This is a genomic window from Micromonospora sp. NPDC007208 (assembly GCF_042869175.1).
Classification (GTDB): Bacteria; Actinomycetota; Actinomycetes; order Mycobacteriales; family Micromonosporaceae; genus Micromonospora; species Micromonospora foliorum.
This window is the reverse complement of record NZ_JBIAFG010000016.1, coordinates 23,881-44,922: the sequence shown is the minus strand read 5'-3', so window position 1 is coordinate 44,922 and position 21,042 is coordinate 23,881. Positions and strand designations below refer to the sequence as shown.

Genomic DNA, 21,042 nt, shown 5'->3' with positions numbered 1-21,042 from the left:
CGGTAATACCGTTGGTGCTACCAGAATTGATACGCTGGAGGACATGACCGTGAAGCGCTCCGTGAGCCTCCCCGACGACGTCGCGGAGTGGCTCGACCAGCAGCCCAACGTCTCGGCCGCCATCACTGCGGCGGTGCGGGCCCAGATGGACGGCACGCACCTCGACGAGGTGCTGCGGCGAGCCGGCATCGAGGTGACCGAGGCGGGCAGGGCGCGGTGGCGGGAGCGGCTGGCGACGCCCATTCCGGCGGACGCCCTGGCCGAGGGGCGTCGGATGTTGGGACGCGCCGGATGAGTGATCAGATCGCGGTCGTGTTCGACGCGTCGGCGTTGACGGCCTACATCGAGGGCAACGTCTCGGTGGGGGAGTTGATGCTGGAGGTCGCCGACGAGGGCCGGCAGATTGCCGTCCCGGCGACCTGTCTGGCGGTCGCCATCGCGGGCGCGGGCGACGAGGTGGGCACCGCGCTACTGGCCCTGATGACGACTGCCCCGATGATCCGCCTGCTGCCGCTCGACGCCGAGGACGTGCGAGACACCGGCAAGCTGGCCCGCGCCGTGGACGGAGACATCTCGCTCGGCCAGGCCGCCGGCGCGGCACTCACCCATGAGGCGCACTACGCGACCGTGCAACCCAAGGTGGCGGCGAAGGTGCTCCCCACCAACTGGAGCATCCTCGACCTGGCGTGACGGGTCCTCCGGCGACGCCTCCGTCGAAGGATGTACGCGTTGCTCCTGTCCACGGCCGACGCGGCAGGGTCACCGCCGCCAGAGAATGATCTCGTGGCTGTTCTCCGCGTTGGTACGACATGACCCCCGAGTTGCTGCTGTCGCTGGCCGGGCTGGCGTTGATCGACAGCACCAGCATCGGCACCCTCTTCATCCCGGTCTGGTTGCTGCTCGCCCCCGGGCCGGTCAACGTCCGGCGGATCCTGGGCTACCTCGCCACCATCGCGGCGTTCTACCTCGCGGTGGGGCTGCTGCTGGTCTGGGGCGGCAGCACGCTGGGCGACGCGCTGGGCGGTGCCCTGGACAACCGGGGCGTCCTCTGGGCACAACTGGTCCTGGGCGTGGGAATGCTGGCGCTCAGCTTCCGTTACGACGGCAAGCGGCGCCCCCGCACCGGTGGTGTGTTGCGCTGGCGGGACCGGGCCACCGCCGGAGACTCCTCGGCCCGCTGGTTGGTCGGGCTCGCGCTGCTCGCGGCGCTTGCCGAGGTGGCGACCATGCTGCCGTACCTCGGTGCGGTGGGCCTGTTGGCCACCTCGGGGGTGGGAGCGGTGAGCGTGGTGGGGCTGCTCGCCGGGTACTGCCTGGTCATGGTGTTGCCGGCGGTGTTGTTGCTGGGTGCCAGGGTGGCCCGCCCGCGACTGGTCGAGCCGGTGCTGGCCCGCCTGAACACCTGGATCGTCACGAAGGCGGGCAGCGCGTTGGGCTGGGTCCTCGGCATCGCCGGTTTCCTGATCGCCCGCGACGCCGCCGCGCGGCTGTCGCTGTTCGACCTGATCGACCGGATCGGTCGCTGACCGGCCGTTCGGGTCAGGCTGGCTGCTCCACCGTGATCCGGTGCGGCCCGGTGTAGACGTTCATGGTCCGCCCGCGCAGGAAGCCGACAAGTGTCATCCCCGCCTCGTCGGCCAGTTCGGCGGCGAGGGTGCTCGGGGCGGACACCGCGGCCAGCAGCGGCAACCCGGCCATCCACGCCTTCTGGGTCAACTCGAAGCTGGCCCGTCCGGAGACCAGCAGCAGGTGCCCGGCGAGCGGCAACCGGCGTTCCCGCACGGCCCAGCCGATCACCTTGTCCACGGCGTTGTGCCGGCCCACGTCCTCCCGGAGCACCACCAGCTCACCGTCCGCGGTGAACAGCCCCGCCGCGTGCAGCCCGCCGGTCCGATCGAAGCCGCGCTGGGCGGCACGCAACCGGTCGGGCAGGTCGGCGAGCAGCGTGGCCGGCACGCTGAGCGGATCCGCCGCGACCGGGAAGAGCGACCGGGTGCGAATCGCGTCGATGCTGGCCTTGCCGCAGACCCCACAGGAACTGGTCGTGTAGAAGTTCCGAGACGGGTCGGTGGTCGGTTCCGGTACGCCGGGGGCGAGCACCACGTCCACCACGTTGTACGTGTTCGGCGTCTCCGCCCCGGCGCAGAGCTGCGCGGTCAGCACGTCGTCGGTCGACCGGATCAGCCCCTCCGTCAGCAGGAACCCGATGGCCAGGTCCAGGTCGTCGCCGGGGGTACGCATGGTGACGGCCAGCGGCCGACGTCGACCGGGGCCGGCCGCGCCGACCCGGATCTCCAGCGGCTCCTCGACGGCGAGCGTGTCCGGTCGGCGGACCGACCCGCGCCCGGGGGTCGCCGCGTCCAGGTCGATCCGGAGTACGCCCCGTCGATCAGTTGCCCGTCCCATCCCGCCATCCTCCACCCCGCACCCGCACACCCGCACGACCACCAACCATTCGTGAGCACCACCCCACCCGAGCCCCCCACCCCACCCCCACCCCCACCCCCGCGCGTTGATCATGAGGTTGTCCGCGCGTGTCGTCGGCGTGTCGAGCGATAAGTCCATGATCACCGGGGTGAGGGGTCGGGCCAGCAGGGTCGGACGAGCCGGGTGGGGGCCTCGCGATCGGGCCGAGCGCCGGCCGGACCGGGCGGCGCCGGGGTCGGGCGTCGGGCACGACCGGGCGGTGCCGGGGTCGGGCGGCGGGCACGAGCGGGCGGCGGTACGGCTACGGTGGCCGGGTGGGGACGTACGCCGCCGTGGTGCTCGCGGGTGGGGCCGCCCGACGGATGGGTGGGGTCGACAAGCCCGCGCTTCCGGTCGGCGGCCGGCCGATGCGTGACCGGGTGCTGGCCGCCGTCGCCGACGCGACGCCGCGCGTGCTGGTCGGTGCCGTCGACGCGGTGCCGGCGGGTGTGCGAGTCGTCCAGGAGGACCCGCCCGGCGGCGGCCCGGTCGCCGCGGCGGCGGCGGGTCTGGCACTGCTGGCTCCCGACACCACAGTGGTCGCGCTGCTCGCCGCCGACCTGCCGCTGCTCACCCGGGCCGCGATCGGCGACCTGCTGAACCACCTCGGCCAAGGCGAGCCGCAGCCCGACGGGGCGTGCTTCGTGGACGGGGACGGTCGGCGGCAGTCGCTCTGCGGTGTCTGGCGGGTCGCCGCGCTGCGGGCGGCGTTGCACCGGTTGACTGTCGAGCGGGGCGGGACTCTGTCCGGAGCCCCGGTCCGGGCACTGCTGGCCGGTCTCGTCGTACGGGAGGTGGCCTGGTCCGGCGAGGGCCCGCCGCCGTGGTTCGACTGCGACACTGACGAGGACGTACGCCGGGCGGAGGAGTGGGCGCGATGACGGTGATGGACGACTGGGTCACGGCGGTCTGCGCCGAGTTGGATCTGGACCCGGCAGCGGTGCCGGTGCCGGTGGTGCTGGATCTGGCCCGGGACGTCGCCCACCAGGTGCTGCGTCCGGGTGCGCCGGTCACCGCGTACCTCTTGGGGTTGGCGGTTGGCCGGGGCGCGGAGCCGGCGGACGCTGCGGCCCGGCTCAGCGCGCTGGCGACCGCCTGGCCGGTCGAGCTGGGCGCCGACCCCGCGAACCCGACGGCCCCCTGACCGCCGGTGTCCGATCCCGGTCCGGGCTGATTCGGCCCCCGGGCGGCGTGGGTAGGGTGATCGTGACGGACGGAGGCGATCATGACGGCTGACCACCCCTCGGCGCCGCACGGTGAGCTGCCCGGCGCTTCGACTGAGCCGGCGGAATCGATCCTGCTCGACGAGCCCAGCACCACCGACCTGCGAGCGAAGGTGACCGAGGCGTGGCGGGAGTTCGCCCGTGCGCTCGCCGTACGGCTGCGGGAACTTCCCGTCGGCGCGCACCTCGACGTGACCCTGGACCCCACCGCCTCCGGCACCGGGGACGCCATCTATTCGATAAGCGTCGACGTGGACGCGGACCGGGTGTTGTCCGCCCGCGCGGTCGGCAACGCCACCCTGCCGGCGGGCTACCGACTGGACCGCGGTGCGGTGGCGGACATGGTCGCGCTCGGTTGGTCCCCGCCCGGGGTGGTCGCCGGCTCCGGTGGTTCCTTCGGGCTGAACGCCTCGACGGCCGAGTCGACCCAGGTCGCCGCGCTGCTCTCCCGCACGCTGCGGGACGTCTACGGCGCCCCGCACCCGGCCTTCCTCGTCTACTCGGTGCAGGACACCGAGGGCGAACCGCTGGCGGTGGACCCGCTGGGCACCGCGCGCAGCGAGTTCGGCCCGGACGCCGACGTGGAGGCGGACCTGGAGGAGGCGTTGGCCGAGGCGGCCGCCGCGCAGGTGGAGCGGGACGACGTGCTCGACCTGGCCGACCGGGTCCGTACCGTGGTCTCCACGATGTTGAAGTCGGACACCGACCGGTTGCAGGTCGACTCGGACGGTGACATCAACATCCGCGCCGGCTCGGCGATGGTCTTCGTGCGGGTGCGGGACAACCCGCCCCTGGTGGACGTCTTCTCCCCGGTGCTCACCGAGGTCGAGCCGACCGAGCGGCTCTACGTCAAGCTCTCCGAGCTGACGAACCGGATGCCGATCGGCCGCCTCTACTGCGCCGACGACACGGTCTGGGCGTCCATCCCGGTGTTCGGCCGCAACTTCCAGGCGACCCATCTGATGCTGGCCGTGCAGGTGATGACCGGTCTGGCCGACGAGTTGGACGACCGTCTGCACGGCGAGTTCGGCGGCAAGCGGTTCTTCGGTGAGGGTGACAAGCCGGTCCGACGCGACGAGTCGGAGCACCGCACCGGCATGTATTTGTAAACCCGGTCAGGTCACGTCCAGCAGGGTCTTGCCGACCGTCGCGCGCGCCTCGATGGCGGCGTGCGCGTCGGCGGCGCGTTCCAGTGGGAAACGCTGGCCGATGAGCGGTCGCAGCCGGCCGGCCGCCGCGTCGGCCAGGGCCTGTTCGGTGTACGCCCGCAGCCGCGCGGGTGGCACGTCCGGCCGGACCAGGGTCACCTGCCGTGCCGTGGCGGCCTCCGCCGACACCGGGGACCACTCCCCGCTCGCCAACCCGAAGCTGACCATCCGGCCCCCCGGGGAGAGCAGGTCGAAGGCGGCCAGTGCCACCGAACCACCGACCCCGTCGAGCACCACGTCGACCCCGCCCACCGCGGCCCGGACCTGCTCGGCCCACTCGGGTCGGAGGTAGTCGACGGCCAACTCGGCACCCAGGCCGGGCAGCAGGTCCACCTTGCGTGGCCCACCGGCCGCGCCGACCACCCGGGCCCCGGCCCGGACCGCGAGCTGCACCAACAGGCTGCCCACGCCACCGGCCGCGGCCTCCACCAGCACCCGGTCACCCGGGTGGACGCCGACCGCCTCGATCAGCATGGTGGCGGTCCGCCCGTCGGCCAGCAGCGCGACCGCCTCGTCCAGCGCCAACCCGGCCGGCACCGCGATAGACGCCGACGCGTCCACGGCCGCGCGTTCGGCGTAACCGCCGGAACCTCCGGTGGCGCTGACCACCCGCTGCCCGGTCAGTGCCGGGTCGACGTCCGGCCCGACCGCAGTGATCACCCCACCGACGCCGTTGCCGGGTATCAGCGGTGGGGTGAGGCGGAACGGGCCGGGGCGACCGGCGCGCAGTTGCGTCTCGATGAAGGTGATGTTCGCGTGCGCGACGTCGATCAGCACCTGGCCGGGACCGGGCACCGGGTCGGGCGCGGGGCCGGGCACCAGCACCTCGGGCCCGCCGAACTCACGTAACCAGATCGCCCGCATGACAGTCTCCTCGGCCTCGGTGGGCTGCCTCGCCCACTCGGGGTCAGTCCATCTCCTCAACCCGGGTTGAGGTCAAGAGGTGCCGGGGGAAGGGCCTACGCCGGGTGATTCGACCAGCCGGGAGAGCACGATGGTGCTGCGGGTGGAGGTCACGAAGGACTCGGCACGCAGCCGCTCCAGCGCTGCCTCCAGGTGGGCGATGTCGGCGGCGCGCAGGTGCACGAGCGCGTCCGCCTCCCCGGAGACGGTGTACGCGCCGACCACCTCGGGGTGTCGGCGGGCGGCGACACCGATCTGCGCCGGGGTGGTCCGGCCGGCGCAGAACAGCTCGACGAAGGCCTCAGTCGTCCAGCCGACGGCGGCCGGATCAACGACAGCCGTGAATCCCCTGATCACGCCGGTGGCGCGCAGTCGATCGACGCGACGCTTGACCGCCGGGGCGGAGAGTGACACCCGGGCGCCGATGTCGGCGTAGGACGCGCGGGCGTCCGCGACGAGTAACGCAATGATCCGCTGGTCTACCGCGTCTATCTGCAACGTTCCGCCTCTGGGAAGCAACGCTTGTGGCTGTTTTCAAAGTTCCACGGTACCTACTCTTGGTGACCGTGAACCAGCAGCGTTTCCCGCGAAAGCGGACATATCTCATGTGCTCGCCGGAGTACTTCGCGGTCGAGTACGCGATCAACCCGTGGATGGACGTGACCACCCCGGTCGACCGGGACCTGGCCGTCAAGCAGTGGGACCGGCTGCGCGAGACGCTTGTCGGCCTCGGCCACGAGGTGCACCTGCTCACCCCCGAGCAGGGCCTGCCCGACATGGTCTACGCCGCCAACGGCGGCTTCGTGGTGGACGGCAGCGTCTACGGCGCCCGGTTCAAGCACGAGCAGCGGGCCGCCGAGGCCGCCGCCCACCACGCCTTCTACGAGGCGCAGGGCTGGCGGTTCATCGCACCCAGCGAGACCAACGAGGGTGAGGGCGACTTCGCGTACGTGCCGGAGGCGCACGGCGGGCTCATCCTGGCCGGGCACGGCTTCCGCACCGAGATCCCGGCGCACGCCGAGGCGCAGGAGGCGCTGGGCCGCCCGGTGGTGTCGCTGCGCCTGATCGACCCCCGCTTCTACCACCTGGACGTGGCGCTCGCGGCCATCGACGACGCGAACGTCGTCTACTTCCCGGGCGCGTTCTCCGCGGCCAGTCAGCGGGTGCTCACCCAACTCTTCCCGGACGCGGTGATCGCCGACGACGAGGACGCGATGGCCTTCGGGCTCAACCTGGTCAGCGACGGCGCGAACGTGGTGCTCAACAGCGAGGCCACCCGCCTGGCCGGCAAGCTGAAGGCGGCCGGGTACACCCCCGTCCCGGTCGAGCTGGCCGAGCTGAAGAAGGGTGGCGGCAGCGTGAAGTGCTGCATCGCCGAGCTGCGGCACTGACCCGCGAACGTCTCGGGGCCGGCCTCCCACTGGGAGACCGGCCCCGAATCGTGTTCCGGGTGGGCGTTCAGCCCAGCGTGGCCAGCTCGTTGATCAGCACGTTCGACATGACCTGACCGTCGCGCTGCACCTCGCGCAGGTACCACTTCTGCTGCGGCGTACGCGGCTGGTTGAACTGCCAGATGCCGCGCGGGCTGTCGATCTGGCCGATCTTGCCCAGGGCCAGGTTGACCTGCTGTGGCGTGGGCTTCCCGCCGGCCAGCTGGATGGCCTGGTCGAGCACCTGCGCCGCGTCGTACGACGCCATCGCGTACGTGGTGGGGGTGACCTGGTACTTCTTGCGGTACGCCGAGGCGAAGACCCGGTTCGACGTGTTGTTCAGGTCGGCCGAGTAGTTCAGCGCGGTCTGGATGCCCAGCGCGTTGTCCTTCAGGTTCTCCAGCACCGCGCCCTCGGTGAGGAAGCCGGGTGCGTAGATCGGCCCGGCGAACTTCTCACGCAGCTGCTTGATGAACTCCACGGCGGCCGCCCCGGCGAAGAAGCAGAAGACCGCGGTGGGCTTCTTGGCCAGCGCCCTGGTGATGTCCGCGGCGTACGTGGTCTTGCCGGGGTTGGGGGTGGCGTTGGTGTAGGTCACCGCGTCGCGAATCCGTGGGTCGCTCGCGCCGAACTCCTGCCGGAAGCCACGGACCACGTCCGGGCTGCCGACGTTCTCCGGCATGATGATCGCGACACGGCCGTTTGCCGGCAGCTGGTCGCGCAGGTAGCGGCCCAGCGCCCGGCCGGCCTCGTCGAGCACGTACGAGGTCCGCCAGATGTAGAAGACGCTCTGCAGGCTGCTCGGTGAGGCGTTGGAGCCGATCAGCGGGACCCGGGCCTGTTCCACGGTGTCCCGGATGCCGACCATCACCGCCGAGTTGACCACGCCGGTGAGCGCCAGCACGCCCTGCTTTAGCAGGCCATCGACCGCGGCTTTACCGGTCTTCGCGGTGTCGCCCTCGTCGGCGGTCAGCAGCTCCACCGGGTGGCCGCCCAACCGCTGGTCGTTCAGGTCGAGGAAGAGCTGGAAGCCGTTGGTGATGTCGTCGCCGATGCTCTTGAATCCACCGGCCTGCGGCGTGATCAACCCGATCTTGATTGGACCGCGGTCGGCGGTCGGTCCGGCGTCACTGTCCGAGCCACACGCGGCGACGAACCCGGTGGTACCGAGCGCGGCCAACAGTTGGAGCGCCCGCCTGCGATTCATCTGTGACACCGAGTTCCTTCCACGGAAGCGTTGCAGGGCCGAACACGGCCCCACCGGCGTTCTACCTGCTCCGCGACGCTGCGTCAATGGCTAGTGATCATCGTGCAAGGACCGCAACACGGCAAGGACCTGAGGCCAGGCGACGGACTCCGGGTCGATCAGCCCGAAATGCTCGCATCCAGGCAGTTCAACAAGGGAAATATCGGAACCTCCGGCACGTGCCTCCGCGACGAAATCCCGGCTCATCTCCGCCGGAACCTGGAGATCGTCCGAGCCGTGCACAACTACCGTCCGTGTTCGTATCGGTACCAACATCCGTGGATCCGCAGCCGCGTAGCGGTCCGGGACCTGCGCCGGGCCGCCCCCGAGCAGCGCGGCGACCGCCCCCGAGTCCAGGTCCCGCCGGTACGCCTCGCCCAGATCGGCCACCGGGGCGAGGGCGAGCACCCCGCGCACAGTCGCCGGGGCGGTGGCCGCCGCGTACAGCGCCAGGTGACCGCCGGCGGAGTGCCCGACCAGGATCGGCGCGACCGGAGTCACCCTGCCGGGCAGCGCCTCGGCCGCCAGCCCCGGCAGCTCGGCCACCCCGGTCAGGACGTCGGTCAGGGTGCCCGGCCAGCCACCTCCGGGCTGCCCGGTGCGGCGGTACTCCAGCTGCGCCACCGGGTAACCAGCAGCAGCGAGGGCCGCGGCCAGCGGGCCGGTGTGCCGTCGGTCGTACTCGGCCCGCCAGAACCCGCCGTGCAGCACGACGACCAGCGGCCGTGCCGGCCCGGTTCCCGCTGGGAGGCGCAGGTCGGCCACCTGATCCGGGTCGTCCCCGTACGCCACGGTCCGGTCGGGCTCCGGAGCGGGCCGGGTCAACACGGCGCGCGGGTCGACAGGCATGGCGCGACGGTAGCGCGCCCCGCCCGGGTGGTTCGGCCCCGGGAGTCGGTCCCGGACGGCATAGCTCGGGCCCGCTGGGTAAAGATGGACCCCATGACCGAAGCGCGCTCCGCTGGACAGAACGACGAGCCCGGCCCCGACGACTCCGGCCACTCCGGCACCGTTGTGGTGGTCGGTCCGGACGGCCGACCGATCGGCACGATGCAGACCGACGAGGGCCAGGGCGAGGATCCGACCCGCCTGGTCGAACAGCCGGCCAAGGTGATGCGGATCGGCAGCATGATCAAGCAGCTGTTGGAGGAGGTGAAGGCCGCGCCTCTCGACGACGCCAGCCGTAACCGGATGCGGGAGATCCACGAGCGGTCGATCGTCGAGCTCAAGGAGGGCCTCGCCCCCGAGCTGCGCGACGAACTGGAGCGCATCTCGCTGCCCTTCGCCGAGGACAAGGCCCCCAGTGAGGGCGAGCTGCGGATCGCGCACGCCCAGCTCGTCGGCTGGCTGGAAGGCCTGTTCCACGGCATCCAGGCGGCCCTGGTGGCGCAGCAGATGGCCGCCCGGGTGCAGCTGGAGCAGATGCGCGGCGGCCGGCAGGCGCTGCCCAGCGGCCCCGGCGGGGTCGTCCCCGGGATGCCGGGCATCGGCCAGCCGGGTGCCGGCGAGGGTCACAACACCGGTCAGTACCTCTGACCTCAGTCCACCCCGAAGATCTTCTCCAGGTACGCCGCCACGCCGTCCTCGGTGTTCGCCGTCGTCACGTCGTCGGCGACCGCCAGGACGGCGCGGTGCGCGTTGGCCACCGCCACGCCACGCCCGGCCCAGGTCAACATCGGTACGTCGTTGGGCATGTCGCCGAAGGCCAGCACGTCCGCCGCGGCCACCCCGAGCTGGTCGCAGTACCAGGCCAGCCCCGCCGCCTTGGTCACCCCGGCCGCGGAGATCTCCACCAGCCCCGAGGACGACGAGTGCGTGGCCTCGGCCAACCCGGCCACCGCCGTGGCAATCAGCTCGGCGAAGGCATCCGGGTCCTGCTCGCCGGCTCGGGCGAGGAGCTTCACCGCCGGCACCGAGAGCAACTCCTCCGGCGTCTCGATCGGCCGGATGCCGTTGGCGTCGGCGTCCCAGCGCAGCGGGTAGTGCGCCTCGTGCCGCATCTCCCGGCTGTCGAGGATTTCTACGGCGAAGCTGATCCCGGGCACCTCGGCCCGTAGCCTCCGGGCCACTTCGGCCAGGTGGTGCGGGGCGAGCGGGTCAGCCCGCACCACCTCGTCCTCGAACGGGTCGTAGACCACGGCGCCGTTGGCGCAGACCGCCGGCAGCGGCCGGGCGAGCTGGTCGTACACCATCTTGAGCCAGCGGACCGGACGGCCGGTGACCAGGACGACCGGCGTGCCTCGCGCGGAGATCCGCGCGAGCAGGTCGGCGGTGCGCGGGCTGACGGTGTGGTCGTCGCGGATCAGCGTGCCGTCGATGTCGGTGGCGATGAGGCGGGGTGTGTCTCCCATTACCGGGACAGTAGCCGGTCCAGATACACCGCCACCCCGTCGTCGTCGTTGCGCAAGGTCACCTCGTCGGCGACGGCGCGCAGCGCGGGGTGCGCGTTGGCCACGGCCACCCGCGACCAGCCGGCCCACTCGAACATCGGCAGATCGTTGGGCATGTCACCGAAGACCAGCACATCGGCCGGGTCGACCCCGAGGGTCTGCGCCACCACGGTCAGCCCGGTCGCCTTGTCCACGCCGGGCGGGCAGATCTCGATGAAACCGAGCCCGGCCTGGGTGAGTGTGGCGACCTGCGGCGGGACGATCCGCCGGGCCACCGCCAGCAGTTCGTCCACGTGGTGGTCGGCGGTCCGGGCAAAGGCCTTGATCACGTCGCAGGCGAGGCACTCGTCGCGCGTGCGCGCCTCGAAGCGGTCCTGGTAGGGCCAGCTCTCGTGATAGTCGCCCCACAGCGGGGCGTCCTGCTCGTCGGACGCCTCGACCATGACGGTCAGCGGGCCGACCTCCGCCTCCAGGTCGGCGAGGAGCCGGGCCAGCACCTCGGCGGGCAGCCGCTCGTCGCGGAGCACCACCGGGCCGCTCGGGTCGCTCTGGTCGACCACCCGCCCACCACCGGCCATCACCAGGAAGTCGGCGGCGCGGATGTCGTTGCGGGTCAACTCGGTCAACCGAGGGCCGCGTCCGGTCGCGCCGACCACCGGAATCCCGGCGGCGCGCACCCGGTCGAGCACCCCATGGGTGTACGCGGAGACGGTGTCATCGCTGCGGACCAGCGTCCCGTCGAGGTCGGTCGCGATCAACTTGGGCAGTCCCGGGCGGGTCATGGTTCCTCCTTCGCCCGCCGCCGTCGCACCGCCAGGGTCAGGGAAACCGACTCCCGGCGTGACGGCGGGCAGCAACCGTACCTCGCGGAACGGGTCGCATCCATGGCTTCCAGGCGAATCGGGCGCCAACCCCGGGCACCCGCAAGGTGTCCCGGGCGCGTGCCCCCATCTCCCGCGCGATCTTGCACTTTCGGTTGCCGTTTTGCGCGTTTATGCGCCCTATGCCGGGACAGCAACTGCAAGATCGGCGGGGTCGAGGTCCGGGGTCGGGGTCGGGGTGGGGTTAGGGCTGGGGGTCGGGGCGGGCGAAGGGGGCGGCGGGGGCGACTGTCAGGTCGGTTGGGGCGGGTAGGCCGTCGTCGACCGGGTCGGGGTCGCGGCGGCGGCGCCAGGGGCGCGGTGCTGGCGCGTCGGCGGGCCGGTCGTCGTCCGGTGGCGCGGCGAACGCGCCGGGGGGTGCGGCGGGCGCCAGCCGCAGGGCGGCCGCGAACAGCACACAGGCGGCGAACGCCATCACCAGTCCTCGGCCGTACTCGACCTGGAAGCCGTCCTGCGGCGAGTAGAAGAAGTTTCGCTGACCGGGGTTGTCGAAGCTGGCCGTGGCCGCCACCAGCAGCGCCAGCAGGGCACCGGCCAGGGTCAGACCGGCCAGCCGGGCGTTCGGCCGTACGGCCGCCGTGCCGCGCAACGCCAGCGCCACGGTGCAGACCAGGGCGAGAAGACCGACCAGATAGCCGACCCCGAAGCCACCGACCTCGGACACCCCGGCGGGCACCTCGATCGTCGCGTTCCCCTCGGGCCCGCCGTTCGGCAGGCTCATCACCAGCCACTCACCGACCAGCGAGGCGATCGCGGCCACCGCGCCCAGACCGGCGAGCAGCAGGGGCAGTCGAGGATCCCGCGCGAAGTCGGCCAGGGACCAACCGAACCGGCGTCGTGGAGCCGGGTCGACGGCACCCCACTCGATCACGGCCGGGGCCTCGGACCGGTCGCCCTGCCGCGGGATCGGAAGCTCCTCGGACATCGGCCACCCTTCCGCCGGCACGGACCTGGGTCGCATCATGGCACAGCAAGCTGGTGGTGACAGGGATCGCAGGGCTGGCGAGCGCGCCGGTCAGTCGCTCGGCGGTCGCCTTTCCGCTAGCGTTTGCCTCATGCCTATCCGTACCGCTTCAGCACAATGGCAGGGCAACCTCACCGAGGGCGCGGGCACCATCCGCACCGGTAAGGGCGGCCTGTCCGGCAACTACTCCTTCAAGTCGCGCTTCGAGGAGGGTGAGGGCACCAACCCCGAGGAGCTGATCGCCGCCGCGCACGCCGGCTGCTTCTCGATGGCGTTCTCCAAGGCGCTCGCCGACGCGGGCTCCACGGCCACCTCGGTCGAGACCACCGCCAAGGTGCACCTGGACAAGACCGACGCCGGCATGACCGTGACCCGCATCGACCTGGAGACGGTCGGCCAGGTCCCGGGGATCGACGACGCGGAGTTCCAGAAGCTCGCCGAGGCCGCCAAGGCCAACTGCCCGATCTCCCGCCTGCTCTCGCCGGGTGCCGAGATCACCCTCAACGCCCGCCTGGCTTCCTGAGCGAGCCGGCCCACACCGTACGTCCACGGAAGGAGCCTCCGCCCGGCCCCGGGTGGTCGCTTCTTCCGTGCATGTGCGGATGACGGCCACGGTCGTCCCCGCAGGACCGGGCCGCGTGCCCCCGCGTCGGGCACAATGGGCGAGGTGCCGGTGGAGATGAGCCGTGAGCGCTTCGAGGAGTTGGTCGGCGAAGCCCTCGACGAGGTGCCCGAAGAACTACTCGGCCTGATGAACAACGTGGTGATCCTGGTCGAGGACGACCCGCCACCGGGAGAGGTCAACCTGCTCGGCCTCTACGAGGGGCATGCGCTCACCCAGCGCGGCTGGGACTACTCCGGCGTGCTCCCCGACCGGATCTTCATCTACCGCCATCCGATCCTGCGGATCTGCGACAACGACGAGGACGTCATCGACGAGGTGGCGGTGACCGTGGTGCACGAGATCGCCCACCACTTCGGCATCGACGACGCGCGGTTGCACGCGCTCGGCTGGGGCTGAGCCCGCCCCGCTCGACGCCCGCCCGCCCGCACCGCTCCATGCCCGCCCGCGCCGCACGGCCCGCCCGCGCCGCGCCGCCCGGCCGATGGCCTGTGCTTGCCGAGGTCGCCTACCGTCGGTGCAGCGAACGCGACCCTATTCAGGAGGCCCTTTCATGCGCAGCGAGCTGTTCTCCGCGGAGAATCTGGAGAAGGAGTCCGCGCAGCCCGGCATGCGGTTGCAGAACTCCAAGATGTTGAAGATCGAGCTCAACGGTGAGGCGATGGCCCGGGTCGGGTCGATGGTCGCCTACCAGGGGAACGTGCAGTTCCAGGCGCTGGGCTCGGGCGGGCTCGGCAAGTTCCTCAAGCAGAAGCTCACCGGCGAGGGCGTCCCGCTGATGAAGGTCACCGGTCAGGGGGATGTCTTCCTCGCCGAGCTGGCCAAGGACGTGCACATCATCGACCTGGAGCCGGGCGACGCCCTCTCCATCAACGGCAGCAGCGTGCTCGCCTTCGACTCCACCCTCCAGTACGACATCAGGATGGTCGGCGGTGCCGGGATGGCGTCCTCGTCCGGCCTGTTCAACTGCGTGTTCAGCGGCTACGGGCGGATCGCCATCACCACCAAGGGCACCCCGGTCGTGCTCAACGTGGACGCCCCGACGTACGTCGACCCGCAGGCCGCGGTCTGCTGGTCGGCGAACCTCCAGACCGGCTACCACCGGGCCGAGCAGCTCGGCCTCGGCACACTGCTCGGCCGTCGCACCGGTGAGTCGTTCACCATGAGCTTCGCCGGTCAGGGCTTCGTGGTGGTGCAGCCGTCCGAGGAGCCGCCGGTTCTGGGCAGCGGCCAGCAGCAGCAGGAGGGCGGTCTGCTCGGCGGTCTGCTGAGCTGATCGCGAGTGGCGTGGGGCGCTCCGGAACTGTGGGGGCGCCCCCGCCCGATCAGGTCAACTCGCCGGTACGCAGGCGGGCCAGCCAAGCCGCCGCGTCGGTGTAGTCGACGTCGGAGAGGCCCGCCGGCGCGGGCACAGGGCGTTCGCCCGCCACCTCGGCCCACCGGTGCCTGGGGTAGGAGCCCAGGAAGCGGACGTCGGCACAGACCCGGCGGAGCCCCTGCAACGCCTCGCCCAGGCGTACGTCGGCCACGTGGCCGGTGCAGTCCAGGAAGAAGACGTAGCGGCCCAGCGCCTCACCGGTGGGACGGGACTCGATCCGGGTCAGGTTGACCCCCCGGACGGCCAACTCCATCAGCACGGACAGCAACGCGCCGACCCGGTCGTGGGCGATGTAGACCGCGAGCGAGGTGAGGTCGTCACCGGTCGGCGGCGGTGGCGGCCCGGGGCGGGACACCAGCGCGAACCGGGTCACCGCGTCGGGATGGTCGGCGATCTTGTCGGCGAGTGTCGTGAGTCGGTGCCGGGAGGCTCCGATCGGTGCGCAGATCGCCGCGTCGTACTCACCCGTGCCGGCACCGGCGGCGGCCGCGCCGTTGGAGAGCACGTCGACCACCACGGCGTCGGGCAGGTGGTCGCGTAGCCAGCCTCGGCACTGGGTGGACGCCTGTGGATGGGCCGCCACGGTGCGGATCGAGGTCAGCGAGGTGCCGGGCCGCGCGGCGAGCACGAACTCCACCGCCAGGATCACCTCCCGGGTGATCACCAACGGCTCGCCCTCGGCCATCTCGTCCAGCGTGACGCCCACCGCGCCGCCGATCGAGTTTTCCAGTGGCACCAGCGCGGCGTCGGCGTCGCCGTCGCGGACGCTGTCCAGTGCCTCCCCGACGCTGCGGGCGGGCGTACGGGTGCCGCGCTCGGCGGCGGGCACGGAGCGCAGGGCCTGCTCGGCGAAGGTGCCCTCCGGCCCGAGGAAGACGAAACGCGTCGGCGGTGTTCCTGGCATGCCGATCAGCCTACGCACCCGGTCCGTTGGCCGGGCCGGCGTCGCAGGCGAGGGCGCGGATCCCGGCCGGGCTGGTGGCGCGTACCTCGATGGTGCAGACGTCCGTGCCGGCGGTGACCAGCACCGGGGCGCTGGGCTTGCCCCGGGTGACCACCTGGAGTTCCTCGTGCCCGGTCACCGTCAGCACGGTGAACTGCCAGTCGCCGGCACAGAGCGGCCCGCTGCGGACCTGGACCCGGACGTTCGCCGGCAGCACCCCGGCCCGACCGCGCAACAGTTGCAGCACCCGCTGCCCGGTCGGCCCGTTGCGGCAGGCCGTCGCGACCAACCCGGCGTCCGGGGTGGGCGTCACCGTACCGAGGGAGGGTGCGGTGGCCGGCGGGGTCGGGGGTGCGGTGCTCGGGCCGGGCGTCGTCGGGGTCACGGTGTGGGTGGGCACGGCGGTCGGCTCGCCGAGCCCGGGTGGGGCGCCACAGCCGGCCAGCGCCGCGACGGCGAGCGCCATCGGCAGGACCCGGGCGATGGTCCGGACAGGACCGCGATCGGCTGCCCGGCCAGGATTCGCCGGTGGGGTGTGGATCGTCGGCCGCGGTGAGGGGAACGCGGGGTGGGGCGGGCTGAACGGCACGGGCCGATCCTCGGGACATCGGAGAATTCGTCGCGGCCGGGGTGGCCGAGCCCATCGTAGGGTGAGCGGCCGATCGGGTGAAGGTCAGCCGGTGACGCGATGCCCGGCGCGCTGGAGCGCGGCCGTGCCCTCGGCCAACCGGACGGTCGGCACCAGCAGGTAGTCGGTGTCGAACGTGGAGAACGTGACGGCGCTGACCCGTGCCTCGGCGAGCGGGTCGACGAGGGCGGCCAGGCTGCCGGCGCCGGCCGGCGCCACCGGGGCGGTGACCCGTAGACAGCGCCAGGTCATCTCCACCACGGCCTGCGCCGGTGCCCGGTCGGTCGGGCAGATCACGGAGATCCCGTCGGCGGTCCAGCTCACCGTCACCACGTCCGCGCCGCGCAGCCCGCTCGACAGCGCGTACGGCAGGGTGGTGCCGGCGGCCAACCGGCACACAGCGTATTCCCCCGGCAGCAGTGCGATATCGAGCATGAGGGCACCCTACGGCCTTCGTGCGGGCCCACCCCGGCAACGCCGCGTGCGGTGAAGGACACACTCCGCCGCAGGTCAGACCTCGGAGAAGAAGGTGAGGGAGCCGGCGACGGTGCCGTCGGTGAGCACCGGGGTGGAGATCGCGTCGACGGTCGCGTCGGAGCTGTTCGCCGAGGCGGCCTGCACCCGGAGTAGGCCACGGGCGAGTCGGCCGGAGGAGAGCGCCAACAGCGGCGGGATCTTGTCGATCTCGGCTTCGGTCAGCTCGCCCCGGTTGGCGGTGAAGTCGAGCAGGCGTAGCCCGCCGTCGAGCAGCGGTCGCCCGATCAGCCCGTCCGGCTCACCGAGACAGAGCAGCTCGCAACCTGCCGTGGAGATCGCCACCACCCGGGTGTCGGCGTCGATCAGCAGACACGGCTCATCGGCCCGGGAGACTGTCGACGACCATTGGCCGACGTTGTCGGACTCCGGCTCTGTCGAGGCCCGCGCCGCCGGCACGAACGCTTCCGAGAGCGAAAGTTCGACGTGGGCCACCGCGCCTCCTATGTGCACCGATCGACTGTCCACGCTAGCGGGTCGCCGACGGAATCACCGAGCGCACCGGGTCACCGGGACGCGCAGCGTGAACCGAGGCGACCGGTGACGGCGCGGGGACCGGTGAGGTGAACGGGGGGACCGGAGCCGCGTGGCGTCGCCGGTGACGTTACCGGCGGTGGGCCGGCTTGTCAGCGGCCGTTCGGCCCTCGTCGTACCACCGGTAGTCGGCCGTTGGACGGTACGTGCCGTTCAGCCAGGTGCCGGGGTGCTGTGCGACCCGGGAAAGCTTCTCGGCTGTGGCGGGGCTGATCCGGCTGCCACCGGCCACGAGCAGCCGGTCCAGTTCGCGGTGGGTGGCCATCAGACAGTCCTTCGGAAGGCCGTAGACGCTGATCACGCCGGAGCCGACGAAGGTCAGCACCGGAGTCACCGGAACGGGCAGCCCCACCGCGTCGGAGAGGGCCTTGCTGGCCCGTTTGGCGTCCCGACGGGACTCGGCCACGTACGGGGGCCGCTTGCCGTTGATCTGCACCACGTCTCCGGCGACGAGCACCCTGGCCCGGCCGTGGTCGGCGATGGTCACGGCGAACAGACCGCTCGGCCCGATGGCGAGGAACCCGGCTCGGTCGTCCTGACCGCGGTCGAGGACGTCTGTCACGTCGGTGCGTGGCCACTCGATCACGTGCCACGCGGGCCCGAGATGGTCGAGTTGGCCCAACGCCCGGGCCCCGGCCGCCTCCAGGCGGCGTGCACCCCGCTCGGCCCGACGGCGGCGGGCCCATTCGAGCGGTGTCGGACGGACCGGTTCGAGAACCCCCGGCGCCTCGACGCGGGGGTGTGGCACCGCCACGGGCGGCAGTGCCCGAGCGGACGGTACGGCTCGTCGTGCGGGAAAGACAGTCATCGCGACCTCCGGCAAAAGGTCCCTCGAAGTTATGTCCTCACTACCCTACGTTGCCACTACCGGTGTTCGGCAAGCCGGAGCGCCGGAATGACTGTGGATGAATGCCATATTCATCCACAGTTCTTTTGTCGGATGCCGCTAAACCCTGCCCTACGCTGCGGGAGTGACCCACTACGTCGACAGTGAAGTCGGGCGGCTCGGCACCGTACTGCTGCACCGGCCCGGCCCGGAACTGGCCCGGCTCACCCCCCGCAACAACGACTCGCTCCTCTTCGACGCGATCCCCTGGGTGGGGCGCGCCCAGGAGGAGCACGACGCGTTCGCCGCCGCCCTGCGCGAGCGCGGCGTCGAGGTGCTCTACCTTGCCACCCTGCTGGCCGAGACGCTCGCCGTCGCGGACGCCCGGGCCGAACTCACCGAGCATGTGCTGCGCTCCCGACGGCTCGGCGACACCCTGCGCGCCCGCGTCGCCGACCACCTCTCCTACCTGGATCCGCCCGCCCTGGCCGACGTGCTCACCGCCGGGCTGGCCCACGAGGAGTTGCGGATCAGTTCGGAGCGGCCGGGTGGCCTGGTCTACACGCTGATGGACCGACACGACTTCGTCATCGACCCGCTGCCCAACCTGCTGTTCACCCGCGACTCGTCGCTGTGGATCGGCGACCGGGTCGGCGTCACCAGCCTGGCCATGCCGGCCCGCCGCCGCGAGACCACCCTGACCGACGCCATCTACCGCCACCACCCCCGGTTCGCCGGCACCGAGTTCGTCTACCGCCCGCACCTGGAGCACCTGGAGGGCGGGGACGTGCTGCTGCTCGCACCCGGGGTGCTGGCGGTCGGGGTGGGCGAGCGGACGACCCCGGCCGGCGCCGAGCGCCTCGGTCGGCAGGTCTTCGCCGCCGGCCTGGCCCACACCATCCTGGTTGTGCCGATCGCTCAGAAGCGCGCCACCATGCACCTGGACACCGTGTGCACGATGGTCGACGTGGACGCCGTCCTGATGTATCCCAACATCGCGAGCACGCTCTCCGCGTACACAGTTATCGCCGGCGCGGACGGCGAGGACCCGCGGGTGGACGGGCCGGCACCGTTCCTGCGGGCCGCCGCCGACGCGATGGACCTCGACCTGCTCCGGGTCATCGACACCGGGCTGGACCCGGTCACCGCGGAACGCGAGCAGTGGGACGACGGCAACAACACCCTCGCCCTGGCCCCCCGGCTCTGCGTCGGCTACGAGCGCAACACCGAGACCAACGCCCAACTGGAACGCGCCGGCATCGAGGTGATCCCGATCGCCGGCTCGGAGTTGGGCTCCGGCCGGGGCGGACCCCGCTGCATGTCCTGCCCGATCACCCGCGACCCGCTACCGGTCGCCGGCTGAACGCGCGACGACAGCGCCCGCCCGTCATCCGGCGCCCGGGACGACCGCGCCCGCCCCCAGGCTGGAGCGGGACGACAGCGCCAGGGACGGCGGCCCGGCTCAGCGCAGGGTGAGTTGGCGGCCGAGCAGCCCCTGACGGGACCGGCGGGCGGCGGCGTCGAGTGGGTCGGTGACGGTGAGCGCCTCCGCGTACCGCTTGGCGAACTGCGCCACCGGCTCCTCCCACTCGGCCGCCGGGGTCTCCTCCGGCAGGTCCCAGACCGGCACGAGCCGACCGTGTGCGCGGAACATGCCGGCGAACTTGGTCTGCTCGCCGAGCGGCAGGGTGCCGGCCGCGCCGAGTCGGGCCAGGGCGTCCAGGGCGGCGTCCTCGTCGTCCGGCAGCACCCAGCGCACGTGGGCCTTCTCCGGGACCTGACACCAGTACGCGGCCTTCGCCGCGGTCAGCCGGACCGTCGGATAGATGGCCGCGTTCGCCCGCTCCAGCGACGCCTGGACGGTCGGATCGTCGGCCGCCCCCGGGTCGAGCCAGAAGTCGAAACCGTCGTGCATGGTGATGTCCAGCGGACCGTCCACGAGGATGTCCTGCAGCCGTGGGCCGGGGCCGGGCAGTGGCGGCACGGTCACCTGGCCACCCGGCTCGGTACGCAGCGCGCTGAGCAACGCGTCGGCCAGATCCCGGGAGACGTCGCCGGACTGCTGGTGGCGCTGGAGACCGATCAGCACGCGGCCGTCCGGCTTGGTGATCGCCGGGGCGGCCATCGGCAGCACCGTGGCGAGCGTCGCCGCCCGGTCGCCGAACTCCTCGACCAGGGCGGGCGCCAGCCGCAGTGGGGCGGAGGCGGCGGGCACCAACTCGCGCAGCGCGATCCACTCGGACTCGTCGACCAGCCCGTCGAACGGACGCGGCACGAAGACGTCCCGCACCTTGTCGCGACGGGGGGTGGTGTCGGCGGCGGTGCGCTGGCTCTTTCGACGCTTACTCACGGCGTCACAGCCTAGAGCCCCGAGCGGCACGCCGTGGCCGGGACCCGCCCGAGCCGTCCTCAGCCCGCCGGCACCAGGTCGGGTCGGGAGGTCGGCACCGGGTCGAACTCGGCCCAGACGCGCTGGCCCATGCCGTCCTGCTCGACGCCCCAGCGGGTGGCCAGGCCGGCCACGATGTGCAGCCCGCGCCCGTCCGCCGCGTCCGGGTTGGCGGTTCGGAGCCGCGGCCCGGCGCTTGCGCTGCCGCCGTCGGTGACCCGCAGCTGGATCAGTGCGCCCTCGGTCGAGGGCCGCAGCCGCCAGGCAACCCGGATCACGCCGCCGGGCAGCGGCCTGGCGTGCCGCACCGCGTTGCCCACCAACTCCGCGAGCACCGCGATCAGGTCCGCGAGGAGCGTCGGGGGTACGACGTCCGCCAGGTCGGCGGCGAGCCGGTGTCGGGCCAGCCGTGCCCCGCCCGGGTGGTGGGGAACCACCACGCACCAGGCTCGATCCCTCGCTGCCACTGCCGCTGCC

At 72.2% G+C, this 21,042-nt stretch carries 27 protein-coding genes; 12 read left to right on the top strand and 15 right to left on the bottom strand.

Annotated elements, in window-relative coordinates; genetic code table 11:
• Positions 1–43: 43 nt before the first annotated feature.
• The 3 genes from ACFYL6_RS26255 to ACFYL6_RS26245 all read left to right on the top strand — a co-directional run bounded on the left by ACFYL6_RS26255 (position 44) and on the right by ACFYL6_RS26245 (position 1,526).
• Positions 44–295, top strand: coding sequence for a hypothetical protein (locus ACFYL6_RS26255; RefSeq protein ID WP_196928987.1), 252 nt, complete (start codon positions 44–46; stop codon positions 293–295).
• Complete coding sequence (locus ACFYL6_RS26250; protein WP_387175158.1) at positions 292–690, top strand: hypothetical protein; 399 nt, start codon at positions 292–294, stop codon at positions 688–690. The genes ACFYL6_RS26255 and ACFYL6_RS26250 overlap by 4 nt, the downstream gene beginning before the upstream one ends.
• 119 nt (positions 691–809) lie before the next feature.
• Positions 810–1,526: a GAP family protein gene (locus tag ACFYL6_RS26245; RefSeq protein WP_387175156.1), complete on the top strand. Its 717-nt coding sequence runs from the start codon at positions 810–812 to the stop codon at positions 1,524–1,526.
• Positions 1,527–1,539: 13 nt separating this feature from the next.
• On the opposite strand, the gene fdhD is transcribed toward ACFYL6_RS26245, so the two are convergent.
• On the bottom strand, positions 1,540–2,406 hold the full coding sequence (gene fdhD, locus ACFYL6_RS26240; RefSeq protein ID WP_387175155.1) for a formate dehydrogenase accessory sulfurtransferase FdhD: 867 nt from the start codon (positions 2,404–2,406) through the stop codon (positions 1,540–1,542).
• Positions 2,407–2,741: 335 nt separating this feature from the next.
• Between fdhD and ACFYL6_RS26235 the strand changes: the two genes are divergently transcribed.
• The 3 genes from ACFYL6_RS26235 (at position 2,742) to ACFYL6_RS26225 (ending at position 4,798) form a co-directional block, all read left to right on the top strand.
• Positions 2,742–3,347 (top strand): molybdenum cofactor guanylyltransferase, encoded by a 606-nt coding sequence (locus ACFYL6_RS26235; protein ID WP_387175153.1) that lies wholly within the window; start codon positions 2,742–2,744, stop codon positions 3,345–3,347.
• On the top strand, positions 3,344–3,610 hold the full coding sequence (locus tag ACFYL6_RS26230) for a DUF6457 domain-containing protein (protein ID WP_387175151.1): 267 nt from the start codon (positions 3,344–3,346) through the stop codon (positions 3,608–3,610). Before ACFYL6_RS26235 ends, ACFYL6_RS26230 begins: the two co-directional genes overlap by 4 nt.
• 81 nt (positions 3,611–3,691) lie before the next feature.
• A complete protein-coding gene (locus ACFYL6_RS26225; protein ID WP_387175149.1) occupies positions 3,692–4,798 on the top strand; it encodes a hypothetical protein in 1,107 nt (368 codons plus the stop codon).
• 6 nt (positions 4,799–4,804) lie between these two features.
• Here ACFYL6_RS26225 and ACFYL6_RS26220 read toward each other — a convergent pair whose 3' ends face one another.
• On the bottom strand, positions 4,805–5,761 hold the full coding sequence (locus ACFYL6_RS26220) for a zinc-binding dehydrogenase (protein WP_387175147.1): 957 nt from the start codon (positions 5,759–5,761) through the stop codon (positions 4,805–4,807).
• A 72-nt stretch (positions 5,762–5,833) separates the two neighbouring features.
• Positions 5,834–6,298 (bottom strand): Lrp/AsnC family transcriptional regulator, encoded by a 465-nt coding sequence (locus ACFYL6_RS26215; RefSeq protein ID WP_238659336.1) that lies wholly within the window; start codon positions 6,296–6,298, stop codon positions 5,834–5,836.
• Positions 6,299–6,357: 59 nt separating this feature from the next.
• Here ACFYL6_RS26215 and ddaH point away from each other — a divergent pair, with 59 nt between their 5' ends.
• Positions 6,358–7,191: a dimethylargininase gene (gene ddaH / locus ACFYL6_RS26210; protein WP_372492786.1), complete on the top strand. Its 834-nt coding sequence runs from the start codon at positions 6,358–6,360 to the stop codon at positions 7,189–7,191.
• A gap of 67 nt (positions 7,192–7,258) precedes the next feature.
• Here the strand turns inward: ddaH and ACFYL6_RS26205 are convergent, their stop codons facing one another.
• Together ACFYL6_RS26205 and ACFYL6_RS26200 are read right to left on the bottom strand one after the other, a co-directional pair.
• Positions 7,259–8,446, bottom strand: coding sequence for an ABC transporter substrate-binding protein (locus tag ACFYL6_RS26205; RefSeq protein WP_387175144.1), 1,188 nt, complete (start codon positions 8,444–8,446; stop codon positions 7,259–7,261).
• Between the two features lie 81 nt (positions 8,447–8,527).
• The gene (locus tag ACFYL6_RS26200) at positions 8,528–9,325 is read right to left on the bottom strand and encodes an alpha/beta hydrolase family protein (protein ID WP_387175142.1); all 798 of its coding nucleotides are present in this window, start codon (positions 9,323–9,325) and stop codon (positions 8,528–8,530) included.
• 84 nt (positions 9,326–9,409) lie between these two features.
• On the opposite strand from ACFYL6_RS26200, the gene ACFYL6_RS26195 reads away from it, so the two are divergent.
• Positions 9,410–10,012: a bacterial proteasome activator family protein gene (locus ACFYL6_RS26195; protein WP_238661813.1), complete on the top strand. Its 603-nt coding sequence runs from the start codon at positions 9,410–9,412 to the stop codon at positions 10,010–10,012.
• A gap of 2 nt (positions 10,013–10,014) precedes the next feature.
• On the opposite strand, the gene ACFYL6_RS26190 is transcribed toward ACFYL6_RS26195, so the two are convergent.
• The 3 genes from ACFYL6_RS26190 to ACFYL6_RS26180 all read right to left on the bottom strand — a co-directional run bounded on the left by ACFYL6_RS26190 (position 10,015) and on the right by ACFYL6_RS26180 (position 12,672).
• Entirely contained in the window at positions 10,015–10,827 is an 813-nt protein-coding gene (locus ACFYL6_RS26190) for an HAD family hydrolase (protein WP_210787440.1), read from the bottom strand.
• The gene (locus ACFYL6_RS26185; protein WP_387175139.1) at positions 10,827–11,648 is read right to left on the bottom strand and encodes an HAD family hydrolase; all 822 of its coding nucleotides are present in this window, start codon (positions 11,646–11,648) and stop codon (positions 10,827–10,829) included. The genes ACFYL6_RS26190 and ACFYL6_RS26185 overlap by 1 nt, the downstream gene beginning before the upstream one ends.
• Positions 11,649–11,931: 283 nt before the next feature.
• The gene (locus ACFYL6_RS26180; RefSeq protein WP_387175136.1) at positions 11,932–12,672 is read right to left on the bottom strand and encodes a hypothetical protein; all 741 of its coding nucleotides are present in this window, start codon (positions 12,670–12,672) and stop codon (positions 11,932–11,934) included.
• Between the two features lie 130 nt (positions 12,673–12,802).
• On the opposite strand from ACFYL6_RS26180, the gene ACFYL6_RS26175 reads away from it, so the two are divergent.
• The 3 genes from ACFYL6_RS26175 to ACFYL6_RS26165 all read left to right on the top strand — a co-directional run bounded on the left by ACFYL6_RS26175 (position 12,803) and on the right by ACFYL6_RS26165 (position 14,609).
• The gene (locus ACFYL6_RS26175) at positions 12,803–13,234 is read left to right on the top strand and encodes an OsmC family protein (protein ID WP_387175134.1); all 432 of its coding nucleotides are present in this window, start codon (positions 12,803–12,805) and stop codon (positions 13,232–13,234) included.
• A gap of 150 nt (positions 13,235–13,384) precedes the next feature.
• Positions 13,385–13,732, top strand: coding sequence for a metallopeptidase family protein (locus ACFYL6_RS26170; RefSeq protein WP_387175359.1), 348 nt, complete (start codon positions 13,385–13,387; stop codon positions 13,730–13,732).
• A gap of 154 nt (positions 13,733–13,886) precedes the next feature.
• The gene (locus tag ACFYL6_RS26165) at positions 13,887–14,609 is read left to right on the top strand and encodes an AIM24 family protein (RefSeq protein ID WP_112583872.1); all 723 of its coding nucleotides are present in this window, start codon (positions 13,887–13,889) and stop codon (positions 14,607–14,609) included.
• Positions 14,610–14,658: 49 nt separating this feature from the next.
• Here the strand turns inward: ACFYL6_RS26165 and pheA are convergent, their stop codons facing one another.
• From pheA to ACFYL6_RS26140, 5 genes are all read right to left on the bottom strand, one after another.
• On the bottom strand, positions 14,659–15,615 hold the full coding sequence (gene pheA, locus ACFYL6_RS26160; RefSeq protein WP_387175132.1) for a prephenate dehydratase: 957 nt from the start codon (positions 15,613–15,615) through the stop codon (positions 14,659–14,661).
• A 10-nt stretch (positions 15,616–15,625) separates the two neighbouring features.
• Positions 15,626–16,120 (bottom strand): hypothetical protein, encoded by a 495-nt coding sequence (locus ACFYL6_RS26155; protein ID WP_387175130.1) that lies wholly within the window; start codon positions 16,118–16,120, stop codon positions 15,626–15,628.
• 207 nt (positions 16,121–16,327) lie between these two features.
• Positions 16,328–16,717: an ACT domain-containing protein gene (locus ACFYL6_RS26150; RefSeq protein ID WP_387175128.1), complete on the bottom strand. Its 390-nt coding sequence runs from the start codon at positions 16,715–16,717 to the stop codon at positions 16,328–16,330.
• Positions 16,718–16,792: 75 nt separating this feature from the next.
• Positions 16,793–17,251: a hypothetical protein gene (locus tag ACFYL6_RS26145; protein WP_387175126.1), complete on the bottom strand. Its 459-nt coding sequence runs from the start codon at positions 17,249–17,251 to the stop codon at positions 16,793–16,795.
• 169 nt (positions 17,252–17,420) lie between these two features.
• Positions 17,421–18,158 carry a hypothetical protein gene (locus ACFYL6_RS26140; protein WP_238657411.1) on the bottom strand — a complete coding sequence of 246 codons (738 nt, stop codon included), beginning with the start codon at positions 18,156–18,158 and terminating at the stop codon, positions 17,421–17,423.
• Positions 18,159–18,321: 163 nt separating this feature from the next.
• Between ACFYL6_RS26140 and ACFYL6_RS26135 the strand changes: the two genes are divergently transcribed.
• Entirely contained in the window at positions 18,322–19,539 is a 1,218-nt protein-coding gene (locus ACFYL6_RS26135; protein WP_387175124.1) for an arginine deiminase, read from the top strand.
• 99 nt (positions 19,540–19,638) lie between these two features.
• On the opposite strand, the gene ACFYL6_RS26130 is transcribed toward ACFYL6_RS26135, so the two are convergent.
• Together ACFYL6_RS26130 and ACFYL6_RS26125 are read right to left on the bottom strand one after the other, a co-directional pair.
• A complete protein-coding gene (locus ACFYL6_RS26130; RefSeq protein ID WP_387175122.1) occupies positions 19,639–20,526 on the bottom strand; it encodes a DUF5926 family protein in 888 nt (295 codons plus the stop codon).
• A gap of 59 nt (positions 20,527–20,585) precedes the next feature.
• Positions 20,586–21,005, bottom strand: a complete 420-nt coding sequence (locus ACFYL6_RS26125; RefSeq protein WP_387175120.1) for an ATP-binding protein — start codon at positions 21,003–21,005, stop codon at positions 20,586–20,588.
• Positions 21,006–21,042 lie beyond the last annotated feature (37 nt).

Bases quoted from the DNA above. Each gene is read 5' to 3' on its own strand.
- ACFYL6_RS26255 (WP_196928987.1), top strand. From the start codon at position 44: ATGACCGTGAAGCGCTCCGTGAGCCTCCCCGACGACGTCGCGGAGTGG.
- ACFYL6_RS26250 (WP_387175158.1), top strand. From the start codon at position 292: ATGAGTGATCAGATCGCGGTCGTGTTCGACGCGTCGGCGTTGACGGCC.
- ACFYL6_RS26245 (WP_387175156.1), top strand. From the start codon at position 810: ATGACCCCCGAGTTGCTGCTGTCGCTGGCCGGGCTGGCGTTGATCGAC.
- fdhD (WP_387175155.1), bottom strand. From the start codon at position 2,406: ATGGGACGGGCAACTGATCGACGGGGCGTACTCCGGATCGACCTGGAC.
- ACFYL6_RS26230 (WP_387175151.1), top strand. From the start codon at position 3,344: ATGACGGTGATGGACGACTGGGTCACGGCGGTCTGCGCCGAGTTGGAT.
- ACFYL6_RS26225 (WP_387175149.1), top strand. From the start codon at position 3,692: ATGACGGCTGACCACCCCTCGGCGCCGCACGGTGAGCTGCCCGGCGCT.
- ACFYL6_RS26220 (WP_387175147.1), bottom strand. From the start codon at position 5,761: ATGCGGGCGATCTGGTTACGTGAGTTCGGCGGGCCCGAGGTGCTGGTG.
- ACFYL6_RS26200 (WP_387175142.1), bottom strand. From the start codon at position 9,325: ATGCCTGTCGACCCGCGCGCCGTGTTGACCCGGCCCGCTCCGGAGCCC.
- ACFYL6_RS26195 (WP_238661813.1), top strand. From the start codon at position 9,410: ATGGACCCCATGACCGAAGCGCGCTCCGCTGGACAGAACGACGAGCCC.
- ACFYL6_RS26190 (WP_210787440.1), bottom strand. From the start codon at position 10,827: ATGGGAGACACACCCCGCCTCATCGCCACCGACATCGACGGCACGCTG.
- ACFYL6_RS26185 (WP_387175139.1), bottom strand. From the start codon at position 11,648: ATGACCCGCCCGGGACTGCCCAAGTTGATCGCGACCGACCTCGACGGG.
- ACFYL6_RS26180 (WP_387175136.1), bottom strand. From the start codon at position 12,672: ATGTCCGAGGAGCTTCCGATCCCGCGGCAGGGCGACCGGTCCGAGGCC.
- ACFYL6_RS26175 (WP_387175134.1), top strand. From the start codon at position 12,803: ATGCCTATCCGTACCGCTTCAGCACAATGGCAGGGCAACCTCACCGAG.
- ACFYL6_RS26165 (WP_112583872.1), top strand. From the start codon at position 13,887: ATGCGCAGCGAGCTGTTCTCCGCGGAGAATCTGGAGAAGGAGTCCGCG.
- pheA (WP_387175132.1), bottom strand. From the start codon at position 15,615: ATGCCAGGAACACCGCCGACGCGTTTCGTCTTCCTCGGGCCGGAGGGC.
- ACFYL6_RS26155 (WP_387175130.1), bottom strand. From the start codon at position 16,120: ATGGCGCTCGCCGTCGCGGCGCTGGCCGGCTGTGGCGCCCCACCCGGG.
- ACFYL6_RS26150 (WP_387175128.1), bottom strand. From the start codon at position 16,717: ATGCTCGATATCGCACTGCTGCCGGGGGAATACGCTGTGTGCCGGTTG.
- ACFYL6_RS26140 (WP_238657411.1), bottom strand. From the start codon at position 18,158: ATGACTGTCTTTCCCGCACGACGAGCCGTACCGTCCGCTCGGGCACTG.